This window comes from Thermosulfurimonas sp., assembly GCF_015491435.1.
Classification (GTDB): Bacteria; Desulfobacterota; Thermodesulfobacteria; order Thermodesulfobacteriales; family Thermodesulfobacteriaceae; genus Thermosulfurimonas_A.
In genome coordinates this window covers 1-15971 of sequence record NZ_WFVX01000174.1, presented here as the reverse complement: position 1 = coordinate 15971, position 15971 = coordinate 1, and the positions used below count along the sequence as shown (strand labels likewise).

The 15971-nt window shown below is 58.8% G+C and carries 16 protein-coding genes and 1 pseudogene; 11 read left to right on the top strand and 6 right to left on the bottom strand.

The genetic code is table 11. The features are described 5' to 3' along the window. The 6 genes from F8J34_RS07960 to xseA all read right to left on the bottom strand — a co-directional run. The coding region (locus F8J34_RS07960; RefSeq protein WP_297058062.1) for a GTP-binding protein at positions 1-1335 on the bottom strand (1335 nt) is incomplete at its 3' end. A 69-nt stretch (positions 1336-1404) separates the two neighbouring features. Beyond that, the gene (gene dxs, locus F8J34_RS07955; RefSeq protein WP_297058061.1) at positions 1405-3282 is read right to left on the bottom strand and encodes a 1-deoxy-D-xylulose-5-phosphate synthase; all 1878 of its coding nucleotides are present in this window, start codon (positions 3280-3282) and stop codon (positions 1405-1407) included. Positions 3283-3288: 6 nt separating this feature from the next. Continuing rightward, positions 3289-4188: a polyprenyl synthetase family protein gene (locus tag F8J34_RS07950; RefSeq protein ID WP_297058059.1), complete on the bottom strand. Its 900-nt coding sequence runs from the start codon at positions 4186-4188 to the stop codon at positions 3289-3291. Continuing rightward, complete coding sequence (xseB, locus tag F8J34_RS07945; RefSeq protein WP_297058057.1) at positions 4185-4421, bottom strand: exodeoxyribonuclease VII small subunit; 237 nt, start codon at positions 4419-4421, stop codon at positions 4185-4187. Before xseB ends, F8J34_RS07950 begins: the two co-directional genes overlap by 4 nt. After that, positions 4384-5223, bottom strand: a complete 840-nt coding sequence (locus F8J34_RS07940) for a M23 family metallopeptidase (protein ID WP_297058056.1) — start codon at positions 5221-5223, stop codon at positions 4384-4386. Before F8J34_RS07940 ends, xseB begins: the two co-directional genes overlap by 38 nt. Further along, positions 5213-6451: an exodeoxyribonuclease VII large subunit gene (xseA, locus tag F8J34_RS07935; protein ID WP_297058054.1), complete on the bottom strand. Its 1239-nt coding sequence runs from the start codon at positions 6449-6451 to the stop codon at positions 5213-5215. Before xseA ends, F8J34_RS07940 begins: the two co-directional genes overlap by 11 nt. A gap of 54 nt (positions 6452-6505) precedes the next feature. On the opposite strand from xseA, the gene F8J34_RS07930 reads away from it, so the two are divergent. From F8J34_RS07930 to F8J34_RS07880, 11 genes and pseudogenes are all read left to right on the top strand, one after another. After that, positions 6506-7570 (top strand): J domain-containing protein, encoded by a 1065-nt coding sequence (locus F8J34_RS07930; RefSeq protein ID WP_297058053.1) that lies wholly within the window; start codon positions 6506-6508, stop codon positions 7568-7570. Between the two features lie 10 nt (positions 7571-7580). Beyond that, a complete protein-coding gene (gene nrdR, locus F8J34_RS07925; protein ID WP_297058050.1) occupies positions 7581-8060 on the top strand; it encodes a transcriptional regulator NrdR in 480 nt (159 codons plus the stop codon). After that, entirely contained in the window at positions 8038-8793 is a 756-nt protein-coding gene (pyrF, locus tag F8J34_RS07920) for an orotidine-5'-phosphate decarboxylase (protein ID WP_297058048.1), read from the top strand. Before nrdR ends, pyrF begins: the two co-directional genes overlap by 23 nt. After that, on the top strand, positions 8775-9857 hold the full coding sequence (locus F8J34_RS07915; RefSeq protein WP_297058046.1) for a DUF763 domain-containing protein: 1083 nt from the start codon (positions 8775-8777) through the stop codon (positions 9855-9857). The genes pyrF and F8J34_RS07915 overlap by 19 nt, the downstream gene beginning before the upstream one ends. Positions 9858-9986: 129 nt before the next feature. Further along, positions 9987-10547: an RsbRD N-terminal domain-containing protein gene (locus F8J34_RS07910; RefSeq protein ID WP_297058045.1), complete on the top strand. Its 561-nt coding sequence runs from the start codon at positions 9987-9989 to the stop codon at positions 10545-10547. A 12-nt stretch (positions 10548-10559) separates the two neighbouring features. Next, the gene (gene dsrM / locus F8J34_RS07905) at positions 10560-11576 is read left to right on the top strand and encodes a sulfate reduction electron transfer complex DsrMKJOP subunit DsrM (RefSeq protein ID WP_297058043.1); all 1017 of its coding nucleotides are present in this window, start codon (positions 10560-10562) and stop codon (positions 11574-11576) included. A 14-nt stretch (positions 11577-11590) separates the two neighbouring features. Beyond that, entirely contained in the window at positions 11591-13207 is a 1617-nt protein-coding gene (gene dsrK, locus F8J34_RS07900; protein WP_297058041.1) for a sulfate reduction electron transfer complex DsrMKJOP subunit DsrK, read from the top strand. Between the two features lies 1 nt (position 13208). Next, a complete protein-coding gene (gene dsrJ / locus F8J34_RS07895; RefSeq protein WP_297058039.1) occupies positions 13209-13682 on the top strand; it encodes a sulfate reduction electron transfer complex DsrMKJOP subunit DsrJ in 474 nt (157 codons plus the stop codon). Between the two features lie 24 nt (positions 13683-13706). Continuing rightward, a complete protein-coding gene (gene dsrO / locus F8J34_RS07890; RefSeq protein WP_297058037.1) occupies positions 13707-14471 on the top strand; it encodes a sulfate reduction electron transfer complex DsrMKJOP subunit DsrO in 765 nt (254 codons plus the stop codon). Positions 14472-14496: 25 nt separating this feature from the next. Further along, on the top strand, positions 14497-15654 hold the full coding sequence (gene dsrP / locus F8J34_RS07885) for a sulfate reduction electron transfer complex DsrMKJOP subunit DsrP (protein WP_297058034.1): 1158 nt from the start codon (positions 14497-14499) through the stop codon (positions 15652-15654). A gap of 104 nt (positions 15655-15758) precedes the next feature. After that, positions 15759-15971, top strand: a pseudogene (locus tag F8J34_RS07880) (hypothetical protein); the annotation flags it as partial.

Genomic DNA, 15971 nt, shown 5'->3' with positions numbered 1-15971 from the left:
GGCCTTGACCCCGTAACGCTCGCGCAGTTTTTCTACCGACCTTTCCAGATGGATCTGCCCCAGACCGGAGATAAGGATTTCCCGGGTTTCCTCATCGCGACGGATCTTAAGGGTGGGGTCTTCCTCCAGGAGTTTGGTCAGGGCCGGGCCGATCTTGTCTTCGTCGGTACGGGTTTCGGGGTGCAGGGCATAGGTAAGGACGGGTTCGGGAAGTTCCGGAGGCAACAGTTGGATGCGGAGTCCGTCTCCGGTAAGGGTCTCGCCGGTTCGGGTTTCGGAAAGCTTGGGGAAAACCACCAGGGCCCCGGGGCCGGCCTGGGAGATCTCCGATAGTTTTTCGCCCTGGGCTACGGAGAGATGGGCGTATTTTTCGGAAAGATCCCGGTGGGGATTAAAGAGGACCCCTTCCCGGGACAGGGTTCCGGAGACCACCCGTCCGAAGGAAAGCCTTCCGGCATAGGGATCGATAAGGGTCTTATAGATGAGGACCACCGGTGGGGCCTGAGGGTCGGGCCATACCTCCACGGCCCCCTCCGGCCCCTCCGCGATGCGGGGGCCGCGATCCGCAGGGGAAGGCCCCAGTTCGGCTATGGCATCCAGCAGCCGGGCTACCCCCACCATCCGGGCCACCGAACCCACACACACCGGAGCCAGCTTGCCGGAAAGGACCCCCTTGCGCAGACCCCGCATGATCTCCTCGGGTTCCAGGTGTTCCTCCTCCAGATATTTTTCCAGCAGTTCGTCTTCCTCCTCCGCCGCGAACTCGATCATGTTCTTGCGCAACCCCTCGGCCAGGGCGCGCAGGTCTTCCGGTAGTCCCTCCACCCGTACCCGGGTGCCTTCAGGGATATATACCCGTAACTTGAGGAGATCGATGATGCCCCGGAGCTGGGCTTCCTCTCCCAGGGGATAGGCCACCGGTACCGCACAGAGCCCCAGTTTTTCCTGAAGCTCGCAGAGGATATCCTCCAGCTGGGACTTTTCCTGATCCAGCTTGTTCACAAAGACCAGGGTGGGGAGCCCGGCCTCTTGCGCCGCGGCATAGGCCTTCTCCAGCTGGACCTTCACCGGGGAGGTGGCATCCACCACCAGCACCGCGAAATCCGCTGCCCAGCAGGCCAGCTTGGTCTCGCCGAGAAAATTGTCGTCACCGGGAGTGTCCAGAAAATAATATTCCTTTCCTTGCCAGGAGAGACGGTAGGGAGTGGCCGCCAGGGTGGGTTCCCCCTCCCGTAGCGGGACCTTTTCTCCGGTCAGAGAGAACATGGCCCGGGCCAGGGCGGTCTTACCGGAAAAGCTCTGTCCCAGCAGGGTGAAGGTGCGGACTTCTTTCATTCGTCCCCCCTCTAAAAAGTATTCCCTAAGGGAAGGTTAGAATCCCGGAAGGGTATCTGTCAAGGGAAATTAGGAGGAAATTTCGAATAGTTCCCGGGCTGCACGTGCCAGGGCTTCTGGTACCAGCCCCAGTCTTTCCCGAAGGATGGAGGGAGATCCGTGTTCAATAAAACGATCTGGAAGCCCCACCCGTTTGAGTTGGACCCGAAGGCCCCGATCCAGAAGGAGTTCCGCCACCGCCGAGCCGAAACCCCCGAGGAGGGTATTCTCTTCCACGGTAAGGACCCTTCCGGTCCGGGCGGCCAGATCACAGATGAGTTCCTCATCCAGGGGTTTTACAAAGCGGGCGTTTACCACCCCGCAGGAGATCCCTTCTTTTTCCAGGATATCCGCCGCCTTGAGGGCGGCGGGGACCAGATGCCCCAGGGCCAGGATTATCAGATCCCGACCCTCCCGCAGTATTTCCGCCTGTCCCCTCGGAATCTCTCGAAATTCGTCCTCCAGGGGAACCCCCACCCCTCTTCCGCGTGGATACCGAATGGCCACCGGACCGGGAAAGGAAAGGGCACTGTAAAGCATATGCTGGAGTTCGTTTTCGTCCTTGGGGGCCATGATGGTCATGTTGGGGACCAGGCGCAGATAGGAAAGATCGAACTGCCCCTGATGGGTGGGGCCGTCCTCTCCCACTATCCCTCCGCGATCGATGGCAAAGATCACGTGAACGTTGGGCAGGGCCACGTCGTGAATGATCTGATCCAGGGCCCTCTGCAGGAAGGTGGAATAGATGGCACAGACCGGAAGGAGGCCTTCCAGGGCCAGTCCGGCGGCGAAGGTTACCGCATGCTGTTCACAGATCCCTACATCGAAGAAACGATCCGGAAACTCCCGGGCAAAGGGTTTGAGACCGGTCCCCAGGGGCATGGCCGCGGTGATGGCCACCAGGCGGGGCTCCATCCGGGCCAGACGGAGCATGGTGCGGCTAAAGACCTCGGTGTAGGTGGGAGGTCCGGGTTCCTTAAGGATCTTTCCGGTTTGAGGGTCAAAAGGTCCCACCCCGTGGAAGGTCTCGGGATCGGTCTCCGCCGGAAGATAACCCTTGCCCTTTTTGGTCAGGATATGGACCAGAAGGGGGCCCTTCATTTCGCGGATGTTCTGGAAAAGATGGATCAAACCCTCCAGATCGTGCCCATCCACCGGCCCCACATAGTCAAAACCCAGGGCCTCAAAGAGCATGCCCGGGGTAAGGGCACTTTTGAGGAGACCTTCACTCTTGCGCAGGAGATGCAGGAACTGGTCTCCCCGGGGCAATCTTTCCGCCAGCCGTTCAATGTCTTTCTTGAGCCGGCGGGCCAGACGTCCGGTCATCTTCCGGGAAAGAAAGGAGGAAAGGGCCCCCACATTGGGGGAGATGGACATCTCGTTGTCGTTAAGGATGACGATGAGGTCTTCCCTCTGGTGCCCGGCGTTGTTGAGCCCCTCGAAGGCCAGACCGGCGGTCATGGATCCGTCTCCGATGACCACCAGCACCCGCCCCCGGGGATCCTTCTTCAGGCGCAGGGCGGTGGCCATCCCCAGTCCGTAAGAGATGGAGGTGCTGGAATGTCCGGTTTCCACGATATCGTGAGGGCTCTCGGAACGTTTGGGGAACCCGGCTATTCCGCCGTACTGTCGGAGGGTGTGAAAACGGTCCTTGCGTCCGGTGATCAATTTGTGGGCGTAACACTGGTGCCCCACGTCCCAGACGATCCGATCGTGCGGGGATTCAAACACGTAGTGCAGGGCCAGGGTGAGTTCAATAACCCCGAGATTGGGGGCCAGATGCCCTCCGTTGCGGGCCACGGTCTGGATGATGATTTCCCGCAGTTCCCCGGCCAGTTTACGCAACTCGGTCACCTTGAGGGTCTTGAGGTCCTCCGGGCTATGGATGCGATCCAGGATACGGCTCATGGAGCTTCAATTTTTACGCGTAAGCACAAAACGGGCAAGGGCGCGCAGGGGATCGGCCTCGGGGCCGAACCGCTTCAGGGCCGAAAGGGCTTTTTCGACCTCTCTTTCCGCGGCACGACGGGCTTCCTCCAGCCCCACCAGCCCCGGATAGGTGGCTTTGCCCCTGCGTTCGTCTGAGCCCACCGGTTTCCCCAGTTCCCTTTCGTCTCCGGTGAGATCTAGGATGTCGTCCACGATCTGAAAGGCCAGCCCCAGGGCCTCGCCGTAACAGGAAAGGGCCTGAATTTCCTCCTCCCCGCCTCCGGCCAGGATTCCCCCGGAGACCACCGAGGCCTGGATCAGGGCCGCGGTCTTGTGACGATGGATGTAATCCAGCTCCTCCTTTCCCACCCTCCTGCCCTCGGCCAGAAGATCGGCCATCTGACCCACCACCATGCCGTGGATCCCCGCGGCCCGGGCCACCAGATGCACGGCCCGAAGGAGTCTCTGGGGAGAGGTGCGTCTTTCCAGTTCCGGATGGGTGAAGAGTTCAAAGGCCAGGGCCTGAAGTCCGTCTCCGGCCAGGATGGCGGTGGCCTCATCAAAGGCCCGATGGCAGGTGGGTTGCCCCCGGCGAAGATCATCGTCGTCCATGGCCGGAAGGTCGTCATGGATCAGGGAATAGGTGTGAAGACACTCCAGCCCGCAGGCAAAAAGGAGATAGTCCTCGGCCTTTCCGCCGCAGGCTTCGGCCCCCAGAAGACAGAGAAGGGGCCGCAGGCGTTTTCCGCCGGAAAAGAGGCTGTAGCGCATGGCCTCGATCACCCGTGCGCCCGGTTCTTCCCGCGGAGGAAGGACGCTTTCCAGGGTCATTTCCACCCGCTTGCGCCAGAAGGATAGCCTTTCCTTCAGCTCTTCCGTTTTCATGATCGATTGCGCTCCAGGGCCTCCTCCAGGGGGATCGTGCGGTATCCTTCCTCGGTGCGGATCAGGACCTCCACCCGACGTCGCATCTCCCGCAGGGTCCTTTCACAGGAGCGGGCCAGACGCACCCCCTCCTCGTAGAGTCGGAGGGCCTCCTCCAGAGGCAGATCCGCTCCCTCCAGCCTTTTTACGATCTCCTCAAGACGCCGAAGCCGGGCCTCCAGATTTTCTTCCATAAAGGTGCCTCACTTCCTGAATGAAGATTACCGGATTTACCGCTACCCCGGAAAGATAGACCCCGAAGTGGAGATGCGGTCCGGTGGTTCGTCCGGTGGCTCCGGAGAGGGCTATGATCTGGCCCTTGCGTACCCGCTCTCCCTTCCGCACCAGGATGCGCGAGAGATGAGCATAATAAGTATAAACCCCGCAGCCGTGCCCCAGGAGCACCACCCGGCCCGGGAGATAGAAATCCCCGGTGAGGATCACCCGCCCGGCGGAGGCCGCCCTCACCGGCGTTCCCTCCGGCACGGCCAGGTCCACCCCTCGATGGGGGCTGCGCGGCTCTCCGTTCAGGATACGTCTCAGGCCGAAGGGGCTGCTTATCTTTCCGGAGACCGGCAGGACGAAATCCTCCAGCCTGCAGGCCCTTCCCTCCACCCTTCCCAGGGTACCCCGCAGGAGCTTTATTTCTCGGCGCACCCGGGCCAGGATCTCCGGGGGAAAGGTGACCATCCTCGGCGGAAGCCTGAGGTGTTCCTCGGGGTAACTTTTGGGGAGCACCCGTACGGTAAGGGAAAGGCCCCCGGCACGAAGCGTATAGATCCCGGGAGGAGTGTCCAGGGGAAGGGCCAGAGGGAGATAAAGCCCTTCCCGCAGGCGCAGGGGACGGAAAAGATGCCCCCGGAAACGGGCCTCAAGCCGGGGATCCTTTACCGGTATCAGGACCACCTCCCCGGGATAGCCCCGAAAGACCGTGGCCGCGGAAGCGGTTACGGAAACGAGCCAGAGAAGGAGGACCAGCAGAGCCCTAAGGCGCATCCGGCTTTACCTCCTCCACCCGGGCCAGGATGCGTCCCCGGGCCGGGAGAATCTCCAGGAGATCCCCGGGCTGGGTTTCCTCGGCCCTGCGGACGATATTCCCTTGAGGGAGTTTTTTTACCACACTGTAGCCCCGGGAGAGTACCGCCAGGGGGGATACGGCCTCCAGGTGTCTTGCCAGGGAGAGAAACCTTTCCTCCCGGCGGTGCAGAAGATGCTTCAGATTCCGGGTAATCTGCTCCACCAGGTGGTGAAGCCGGGCCTCTTTTTCCGCCAGGAGGGTTTCCGGGGACTTAAGCCTTCGGCGGAGATGATGGAGTTCGCGCTCCCAGAAGACCAGACGTCGTTCCATCTCCTCCCGCAGTTTCTGGAGCCGGAGACGGAGATCCGCGAGAAGGGCTTTTTCCTCGGGAAAGATGAGCGAGGCCGCGGCCGTAGGGGTGGGGGCCCTCTGATCAGCCACAAAATCGCAGATAGTGTAGTCGATTTCGTGTCCCACGGCCGAGACCACCGGCAGACGGGAGCGGAATACGGCCTCCGCTACCACACGCTGGTTGAAGGCCTGAAGGTCCTCCAGCGATCCGCCTCCGCGGGTGATCAGAATGAGATCGAGATCCCCCATTCGGTTCAGTTCCTCCACCGCCCGGGCGATTTCCTCTGCGGCTCCCTCGCCCTGCACCCGCACCGGATGGATGAGGATATGCGCCGGCCAGCGGGAAAGGGCCACCCGCAGAAAATCGTGGAGGGCGGCTCCGGAAAGGGAGGTGATCACCCCCACCCGCTGCGGAAAGGGAGGAAGGGGTTTTTTGCGGGAGGGGTCGAAATAGCCCTTACGTCTCAATTCCTCTTTCAGGGCCTCAAAGGCGGCCTGCAGGGCCCCCGCCCCCCGGGGTTCGATCCTCTGGGCAAGGAGCCGGTACTCTCCCCGGGGTTCATAGACCGAGATCCGACCGAAACAGAGGACCTTCATGCCCTCCCGAAGGGGAAAGGGGACCTCCCGGGCCCGATCCCGAAAAAGGATTACCCGCAGGAGGGCCCGATCATCCTTAAGGGAGAAAAAGACATGGCCGGAATCGTGGTTCTTGAGCTGATAGATCTCCCCCTCCACCCAGACCGTAAGAAGATGAGTCTCCAGGAGGTCTTTGATGCGTCCGGTAAGCTCGCTTACCGTAAAGACCAGCCGTTCCGGCCTTCGCACCCGGGGGGTGGAAAATTCGAACACAGGCATTATTTTCCCTTATTGGAAATCGGTGGTTATCTCTAGTTTAAACGATTAGGGACGATGGTAAAGAAAGACCTGTACGAGATTCTCGGGGTAAGTCCGGACGCCAGTACGGAGGAGATCAAGAGGGCCTATCGTAAGCTGGCCCGGAAGTATCATCCCGATCTTAACCCCGGGGATAAGGAAGCCGCGGAACGTTTTAAGGAGATTAACGAGGCCTACGAGATCCTTTCCGATCCTCAGAAACGGGCCGAATACGATCGTTTACGTCAGGCCGCCCGGGCCTATCGGTTCACCACCCCCGGGGGAGAGTCGGCCTATGATTTCGGCCTCTTCATGGAGAACTTCGATCCCTTCGGGGGTTTTGCCGATCTTTTTGCCGATCTTTTCGGCTACGAGCGCGAGGAACGTCCCGAACGCGGTGCGGATGTCCTTTATCGGGTGGAGGTGGATCTTGCGGATCTGGTCTCCGGCAAACCCCTGAGCCTGGAGGTCCCCTTTGAAGAACCCTGTCCGGTGTGCCACGGAGGGGGATACGATCTCTCCTCTTCCGAGTCCTGTCCCGCCTGCGGGGGGCGGGGGCGCAAGGAAACCCGGCGCGGCCCGGTGCGGATCATCGAGGTATGTCCGGTGTGCGGAGGGTTCGGAAGACGCTATACCGGCACCTGTCGTCATTGCGGAGGGCGGGGTACGGTTACCCGCAGGGAAAGGATCTCGGTCACCATTCCTCCCGGGGCCGGGGATGGGACCAGGATCCGGATCCCCGGAAAGGGGCGTCCGGGGAAACGAGGGGGTCCTCCGGGGGACCTTTATCTGGAGCTGCGGGTGCGTCCGGACGAGCGTTTCGAACGTCGGGGCTACGACCTCTACCTGAAACATCCCCTGGACCTCTTTACCGCGGTCCTGGGAGGCGAGGTGGTGGTCCCCACCCTTACCGGCAAGGTGAAGCTGCGCATCCCTCCCGGCACCCAGAGCGGCCAGAAGTTCCGGCTGCGGGGCCAGGGCCTCTATCGTCCGGATGGGAGCAGGGGCGATCTTTACGTGGAGGTGCAGATAACCGTTCCGCGGCACCTGAGCCCGGAGGCGCGGCGGAAGTTCGAGGAACTACGGGCCATGCTACACTGAGGGAGAGTCCTTGCGCTGTCCTTCCTGTCATAAGGAAGATACCAAAGTGGTGGATTCCCGATCCACGGGAGAGGGGTTTGTCATTCGTCGGCGCAGGGAGTGTGTCCACTGTGGTTTTCGTTTTACCACTTACGAACGCCTGGAATTGTCTCTCCCCCGGGTGATCAAAAAGGACGGCCGCCGGGAACCCTTTTCGCGGGAGAAGATCCTGGCCGGAATCCGTAAGGCCTGCCATAAACGCCCGGTAAGCGAGGAAGCCATCGAAAACTTTGTAAGCGCTCTGGAAAGGGAACTCTTTGAGAGCGGGGAGAAGGAGATACCCTCCAGCTATATCGGGGAGAGGGTTATGGAAAAGTTGAAGGAATGGGACGAGGTGGCCTATGTGCGGTTTGCCTCGGTATATAGGGAGTTTCAGGATGTAAACGAATTTGTGGAACAGGTATCTCAGCTTCTCCGGGGGCGAAAGAGTGGACGAAAGGGTGGTAAGTAGGCTCATCTTTCCGCTGGACACCGGGGATCTTTCCGAGGCCCGACGCTGGGTGAGGCGTCTTTCCGGCCTGGTGGGGGTTTTTAAGGTAGGGCTGGAACTTTTCACCTCCGCCGGGCCTGCGGCGGTGGAGATGGTCCGCGAGGAAAGCCAGGCTGAGGTTTTTCTGGATCTTAAGCTCAACGACATCCCGGCTACGGTGGCCGGAGCCGTGCGGGCGGCCTCGCGTCTGGGGGTGGATTTCCTGACCGTGCACATGCTGGCCGGTCGCTGGGCGGTGAGGGAGGCGGCGCGTGCCGCCGAGGGGGGGCTGCGTATCCTGGCCGTGACCATCCTCACCTCGCTTTCCCGGGCCGACCTCATGGAGGTGGGGTATTCTCCGGAACTCTCCCGGGATCTTTCCGAGGCCGCTCTGCGTCTGGCCTCCCTGGCCTACCGCTGCGGGGTACACGGAGTGGTGTGTTCGGCCAAGGAACTTCCCCGCATCCGGGAGGCCTTCCCCCATCTCCTTACCGTGGTCCCGGGGGTGCGTCCGGAGTGGCTGGAGGAGGAACTGGCCGACGATCAGAAACGTATTGCCTCTCCGGGGGAGGCCATCCGGGCCGGAGCGGATTATCTGGTGGTGGGCCGTCCCATCCGGGAGGCCCGGGACCCTCGCGCCGTGGCCGAACGGATCCTTGCGGAGATGGCTCAGGCCTTCGAGGAACGATATCGAGGATGCAACGTACCGGAATAGCCGATCTTCCCCTTCACGGCGGAAGGGCCCCGCGCTGGCTCTTTTCCCGGATGGTGCGTCTGGCCCGGGCCCTGTGCCTGGCCATTCTGGAGGAATTCGGTCGAGCCGAACTATTACGAAGGCTTTCCGATCCTTTCTGGTTTCAGGCCTTCGGCTGTTTGCTGGGCTTCGACTGGCATTCCTCCGGTCTCACCACCACCGTGTGCGGGGCCCTGAAGGAGGCCCTGGCCCCTCTTTCCCTGGAGACGGGGATCTTTGTATGCGGCGGAAAGGGCCGGACCAGTCTCAAGACCCCGGAAGAGATCCTTTTCTGGGCCGAAAAAGCCGGTCTTCCGCAGGAATTCCGACATCTACCGGACATCTCCCGTCTTTCGGCCAAGGTGGATAATACCGCCCTTCAGGACGGCTATCAGCTCTATCATCACACCTTCATCTTCACCGTGGAAGGGACCTGGGCGGTCATCCAGCAGGGGATGAACCAGTTCACCGCTCTGGCCCGGCGTTATCACTGGCTTTCGGAGAGGGTGCGGAATCTCACCGAGGAGCCCCACACCGGTATCGCCACGGTGCGTCGAGAACCGGAGGTGCTGGATCTTACGGCCAGGGAAAGCCAGGCCGTGCGTCGGGTCCTGTGCCATCTGCTTCAAGCGCCTCCGGATCAGATCCTGCGCGAGATAGAGAGGGTGCGGCGTCTTGAGCTTCCCCGGCGGCACGGTCTTAGCGAGCGCGATCTCGAGCCCCGGGGGCTGCGCAAGGTGCTTCTTTCGGCTTACGAGTGTCCCCCGGAGGATTTTCGCGAGGTGCTGGGAATAAAGGGCCTGGGCCCCAGGAGTCTCAGGGCCCTTACCCTCACCGCGGAACTCCTTTATGACGTACGAGCCTCACGTACCGATCCGGCCCGCTATGCCTTTGCTCACGGTGGAAAGGACGGCCATCCCTTTCCCGTGGATCGCCGGGCCTACGAGGATACGGTGCGTTTTCTGGAGGAGGCCCTGAACCGGGCCCGCCTGGGACAGAAGGACCGCCTTAAGGCCCTCCGGCGCCTTACCCTACTGATCGGGTAAAAATTACCAAAATTCTTCGAAAGCAAAAGATATAGCGGCCATTTAAATTCTAAAGTCCTCTCCAACACCTCTTATGTGCCTTCAAGTCCCTTGACATCTCCCGAGCTTTTTGCTTTTAAAAGAAAAGCTATGTCTTTAAAGGCTCAAAAGATACTGAAAGCGAATATTTCTCCTATTTTCGAAAAAGTTAGGGATAAAGTTTACGCCACTTTTCCCAAGGAAACGGTTCGCTTTTTGAAAAAAGAGGTGGACAGGTTCGAAAATCCGCTGGGATATCGGCTGGAGGAGGGGCTGAAGGGCCTGATTACGGAATTGGCCGGGGACTTTTCCTGGGAGAAGGTGGATTATTTTCTGGATCGTATCATTCGTATCGAGGCGGTCCAGAGCCGGCAGCCCTCCGAGGCCCTGGCCTTCCTTTACTATTTGAAGTCCGCGGTGCGGGAGGTGGTGGGGGAGGAGATCCTGGAGGATCTCGGGCCCGAGGCCCTGCTGGAGGTGGAGGATCGGATAGACGCCATGCTGTTGAGGGCCTTCAATCACTATATGGCCGCGCGGGAGAAGCTTCACGAGCTGCGTATCGAGGAATGGAAGAGCCGGCTCTATCTCCTGCTCAAGCGTGCGGGCTATCTATATGATGTTCGGGAAGGAAGCCTCCCTCCGGAGGCTGGGAATACCGAAAAAACTCATTAGGGGTTGGGATCTATGAATGTGGTAGCCGCACTAGTGGCCGTAATAGGTATGGTAATCGTGGTTTGGTTTGGGGTAGGGGTCTTGAAGCTTTATACCCTTTTCGGGGTCCTGGTGCCTTATGCGGCGCTCCTCACCTTTCTGATCGGCCTGATTTACCGGATGGTGAATTGGGCCAAGTCCCCGGTGCCCTTCAAGATCACCACCACCTGTGGGCAGCAGAAGAGTCTTCCCTGGATCAAGCACAGCCGACTGGAGAGTCCGGCCAACAATTTCGAGGTGGTGTTGCGGATGGCGCTGGAGGTCCTGGCCTTCAGGTCGCTCTTCCGCAATCTGCGGGCCGATCTGCGGGGGCGCAAGCTTTACTACGGGTCCAGTAAGTGGCTCTGGCTGGGGGCCATCCTCTTTCACTGGTCCTTTTTTATCATTCTGGTGCGGCATCTGCGGCTTTTTACCTATCCGGTGCCCGGGCCCATCAAGGTCCTGGATGCGGTGGATAGTTTCTTCCATATAGGGTTGCCGCACCTTTACATGACGGACGTGGCCATTCTGGCCGGGCTTACCTTCCTTATCCTGCGCCGGCTGGTGGACGCCAAGGTCAACTACATCTCCCATGCCTCGGATTATTTTCCGCTCTTTCTCATCCTGGGGCTGATAAGTTCCGGGATGCTTATGCGTTATTTCCTGCGGGTGGATCTGGTCTCGGTGAAGGAGTTTGTCATGGGGCTGGCCACCTTCCATCCCAAGGCCCCCAAGGGTATAGGAGTGATCTTTTTCGTGCACCTTTTCTTCATCAGTGCCCTGGTGGCTTATTTTCCCTTCAGCAAGCTGGTGCACATGGTGGGGGTCTTCTTTAGCCCCACGCGGAATCTCCCCAACGACAACCGTCGCGTGCGGCACATCAACCCCTGGTGGGAGGGTGTGCCTCCGAAGTTCCTCACCTATTGTGAGTGGCAGGAGAAGTTTAAGGAGCAGCTGGAGCAGGCCGGTCAGCCTATAGACGAAGACTGTTATAAAGAAAAGAAATCCTAAAGAGGGGTTGAGCCATGGCGCTACCGAAGAGGGACGAGTTACTCAAGGATGTCAATTACGATCGGATGCCATCCAAACACTGGATGGATACCAAGCCGGAGTTTCGTCCGGGGACTTACTGTTACGCCGCCGAACCTTCGGTGGTGGAGGACCTGGGGCTACCCAATCCCCGAAAGTGGCAGCCCCATGATGAGGACTGGAAGCTTCCGCCCAACTGGAAGGAGATCGTGCTCAATGCCATTAAGGATCGCATGGAGCGTTTTCGGTCCTTCAAGCTCTTCATGGACATCTGTGTGCGCTGCGGGGCCTGTGCGGACAAGTGTCATTTCTTCCTGGGGACCGGGGATCCCAAGAACATGCCTGTGCTGCGGGCGGAGCTCATGCGTTCGGTGGTGAAGGGGGAGTTCACCCGGAGCGGAAAGATCTTCGGGCGGCTGGCCGGGGCCCGTCCCCTTACCTACGATGTAATCAAGGAGTGGTTTTACTACTACTATCAGTGCACGGAGTGCCGCCGTTGTTCGGTCTTCTGTCCCTACGGTATAGATACGGCCGAGATCACCATCCTGGCCCGGGAGATCCTGCACGAGATCGGGGTGAACATCGACTGGATCCTTAAGCCCGTGAGGTTCTCGGCCTTTGTGGGGAACCACATCGGTCTTCAGCCTCACACCATTCAGGAGAATATTGAGTTCCTGCTGGACGATATCGAGGAGATCACGGGTATCCGTCCGGAGGTGCCCATCAACAAGAAGGGGGCCGAGATCCTCTTCGTGACTCCCTCGGCGGACTTCTTTGCCGATCCGGGTATCTACACCTTTATGGGCTATGTATTGCTCTTCCACTATCTGGGGCTGGACTGGACGCTTAGCACCTACGCCTCCGAGGGTGGAAACTTCGGCTTTTTCACCTCACATGAAATGATGCGCAAGCTTCATGCCAAGATCTATCACGAGGCCGAGCGACTCAAGGTGAAGTGGATCCTGGGTGGTGAATGCGGGCACATGTGGCGGGTGGTCCATCAGTATGAGGATACGGCGCTGGGGCCGGCGCCCAAGAATCTCGAGGTCCCCAAGTCGCCCATCACGGGCACGGTTTTTGAGCACGCCAAGAGCACCAAGATCGTACATATCTGTGAGTTTACCGCGGACCTCATCGCCCATGGGAAGCTTAACCTGGATCCCAGCCGGAACGATCACCTGATAGTAACCTTCCACGATTCCTGTAACACTTCCCGGGGAATGGGTATCTTTGAGGAGCCGCGGTTTATTCTGCGGCATGTATGCAACAATTTCTATGAGATGCCGGAAAATACCATCCGGGAGAAGACCTTCTGCTGCGGGAGCGGTTCCGGGCTCAACACCGACGAATATATGGAGATGCGGATGCGGGGAGGGTTTCCGCGGGCCAATGCGGTGGAATATGTACACGAGAAATACGGGGTGAACCGCATGGCCTGTATCTGTGCCATCGATCGGGCGGTGCTTCCCACCCTCATGAAATACTGGGTGCCTGAGGTTTCCATTAGTGGGGTACACGAACTGGTGGGTAACGCCCTGGTTATACCCGGGGAGAAGAAACGTACCACGGATCTCCGTTTTGAGCCCCTAAAAGGTGTCGAGGAGGAGGCCTAAGATGTACAATAGCGACAAGGTTATACCCGGAATTATCATCTTTGTGCTTTTCGTTACCTTCCCCATTTGGTGGAACCACGGCAAGAGTGTGGCTGCTCCGGAGCCGGAACTTCCGAAAAAGGGTCGGTGTGTGGAATCCAAGGAATATATGCGCTCCCATCACATGCAGCTTTTGAACGTATGGCGGAACGAGGCCATCCGGCAGGGGATGCGGATCTATACCTCATCGGACGGAGCCCGGTTCTGGATCAGTCTGCAGAACGAATGTATGAAATGCCATAACAATAAGAGCAAGTTCTGTGATCGCTGTCATCAGTTTGCGGCGGTGGAGCCCTACTGCTGGAACTGTCACATCCCTCCGGAGACCAAGAAGTTCAAAGCCCCCAAGGCCTCCAGGCTCCTCAAGCTTTTCGGGGTTCCGCCGGTGTTACATGGCTCTTCTCAGGCCGAAAGTTACGGTCACGCGGAACATTAAAGAATCTTCAGGGAGGAAGGAGAGATGGACAGAAGAAAGTTCTTGAAGTTGGCGGGGCTTTCGGTAACCCTCGCCGGTGGGGTGCCGGGGTTTTTAAACCGGGAGGTGAAGGCCAGGGCCTATACTCCTCCTCCGGGGGCGCTTACCGCGCGCCGATGGGGTATGGCCATAGATGTAAAAAAGTGCTGGGAGGAGCCGAACTGTAACGAGTGTATAAAGGCCTGTCATCATCTCCACAATGTGCCGGATATTCCGGATAAAAAGAGGGAGGTCAAATGGATCTGGAAGGACGAATTCGAGCATGTCTTTCCGGACAAACCCAACGAGTTCAACAATATAATCTTTACCCACAAGCCGTTTCTTTTGCTCTGCAACCACTGTGAGCATCCTCCCTGTGTAAGGGTCTGTCCCACCCAGGCTACCTTCAAGCGGGAAGATGGGATTGTAATGATGGATTACCACCGTTGTATCGGTTGCCGGTTCTGTATGGCCGCCTGTCCCTTCGGGGCCCGGAGCTTCAACTGGGTGGATCCCCGTCCTTATATCAAGGATCCCAATCCCAAGTTCCCCACCCGGATGAAGGGTGTGGTGGAGAAGTGTCTCTTCTGTTACGAACGTCTGGAGAAGGGGAAGATGCCGGCCTGCGTGGAGGCGTGCAAGAAGAAGGCCCTTATTTTCGGGGATCTGGAGGACGAACATTCGGAGATAGTGCAGGTGCTCAAGTCCCGGTTTTCCATCCGGCGGAAATCCGAACTCGGGACCGGTCCTTCGGTCTTTTATCTACTTTAAAAATTAACTAGGTGAGGGGTGAGCTATGTTTGAAAAGGCACTGGTCGGGAGTCGGAAGTACTGGTTATGGTTGGCTTTTTTGGCGCTTCTGATTTTCATCGGGTTTCTGGCCTTCCTGGCTCAGCTTCAGTATGGCTTGGGGATCACCGGAATGAACCGGGATGTGTCCTGGGGTTTTTATGTGGCTCAGTTCACCTTCCTGGTGGGAGTGGCGGCCTCGGGAGTGATGGTGGTCCTGCCCTATTATCTTCATAATCACAAGGTCTTCGGGCCGGTGACCGTTTTCGGAGAGTTTCTGGCCATTGCGGCGGTGATTATGTGTTTGCTTTTCATTATCGTGGACATCGGACAAACGCACCGGCTCTTTAACGTGCTTCTACATCCCACGCCGCATTCCATGCTCTTTTACGATATGATCGTGCTCAACGGGTATCTGGCCCTGAATGTGATCTGCGGCTGGGCGGCGCTGCACGGAGAATACAAGGGGACCAAGTATCCCAAGTGGGTGGTGCCTTTCATCTATCTTTCCATCCCCTGGGCCTTCAGTATTCACACCGTAACGGCCTTTCTCTACGCCGGCTTGCCCGGGCGTCATTTCTGGCTCACGGCCATTATGGCTCCCCGTTTTCTGGCCTCGGCTTTCTGTTCCGGACCGGCCCTGCTTCTCATTGCCCTGCTGATTGCTCAGAAGGTTTCCCGGTTCCGGGTGGAGCCCAAGGCCATCGACACGCTGAGCAAGATCATCACCTATGCCCTTCTCACCAACATCTTCTTCTTCGGCTGCGAGCTTTTTACCGCTTTTTACAGCAATATCCCCGGACACAAGGCCTCCCTCATCTACCTCTTTAAGGGGCTTGAGGGGCATCAGGAGTGGGTGATCTTCATGTGGACGGCCTGGTTGCTGATGCTGGGGGCGGCCCTGATGCTGGTGATTCCTCCTCTGCGTAAGAACATCAACACCCTGGTGCTGGCCTGTGTAATGCTCTTTATCGGGGCCTGGATCGACAAGGGTATCGGTCTCCTGATGGGTGGATTCACCCCCACCCCGTTTGAGACCATTACCCCCTATCGTCCCACGGTTCCGGAGCTTCTGATTTCCCTGGGGATCTGGGCGGCAGGGTTCTTTATCATGACCGTTCTTTTCAAAATAGCCGTAAGCGTAAAAGAGGCCCGGGCCGCTTAAAGATTAAAATAAATGCTCCGGATTCCTGAAAACGCCCGGAAGAGAGAATCTTCCGGGCGTTTTTCTTTTTGCTTTGGGCTTGATTTGAGGCTAAAGTTAGAGAGATGGCGGAATCTCTGCACGTACCACGTCTGGTAATCGCGGCGCAGAAAGGGGGCGCCGGGAAGACCCTTTTTACCCTGGGGTTGATCCGAATTCTTACCCGGCGGGGGCTCCGGGTGGCCCCCTTTAAGAAGGGGCCGGATTATATCGACGCCGGATGGCTTTCCCGGGTGGCGGGTTTCCCCTGTCGTAATCTGGACCCTTTTCTTATGAGT

Coding starts and splice junctions, on each gene's coding strand:
- F8J34_RS07940 (WP_297058056.1), bottom strand. CDS start 5,223: ATGCGCCTTAGGGCTCTGCTGGTCCTCCTTCTCTGGCTCGTTTCCGTA.
- F8J34_RS07910 (WP_297058045.1), top strand. CDS start 9,987: ATGTCTTTAAAGGCTCAAAAGATACTGAAAGCGAATATTTCTCCTATT.
- dsrM (WP_297058043.1), top strand. CDS start 10,560: ATGAATGTGGTAGCCGCACTAGTGGCCGTAATAGGTATGGTAATCGTG.
- dsrJ (WP_297058039.1), top strand. CDS start 13,209: ATGTACAATAGCGACAAGGTTATACCCGGAATTATCATCTTTGTGCTT.
- F8J34_RS07950 (WP_297058059.1), bottom strand. CDS start 4,188: ATGAAAACGGAAGAGCTGAAGGAAAGGCTATCCTTCTGGCGCAAGCGG.
- xseB (WP_297058057.1), bottom strand. CDS start 4,421: ATGGAAGAAAATCTGGAGGCCCGGCTTCGGCGTCTTGAGGAGATCGTA.
- dsrP (WP_297058034.1), top strand. CDS start 14,497: ATGTTTGAAAAGGCACTGGTCGGGAGTCGGAAGTACTGGTTATGGTTG.
- dsrO (WP_297058037.1), top strand. CDS start 13,707: ATGGACAGAAGAAAGTTCTTGAAGTTGGCGGGGCTTTCGGTAACCCTC.
- xseA (WP_297058054.1), bottom strand. CDS start 6,451: ATGCCTGTGTTCGAATTTTCCACCCCCCGGGTGCGAAGGCCGGAACGG.
- dsrK (WP_297058041.1), top strand. CDS start 11,591: ATGGCGCTACCGAAGAGGGACGAGTTACTCAAGGATGTCAATTACGAT.
- F8J34_RS07915 (WP_297058046.1), top strand. CDS start 8,775: ATGCAACGTACCGGAATAGCCGATCTTCCCCTTCACGGCGGAAGGGCC.
- dxs (WP_297058061.1), bottom strand. CDS start 3,282: ATGAGCCGTATCCTGGATCGCATCCATAGCCCGGAGGACCTCAAGACC.
- F8J34_RS07930 (WP_297058053.1), top strand. CDS start 6,506: ATGGTAAAGAAAGACCTGTACGAGATTCTCGGGGTAAGTCCGGACGCC.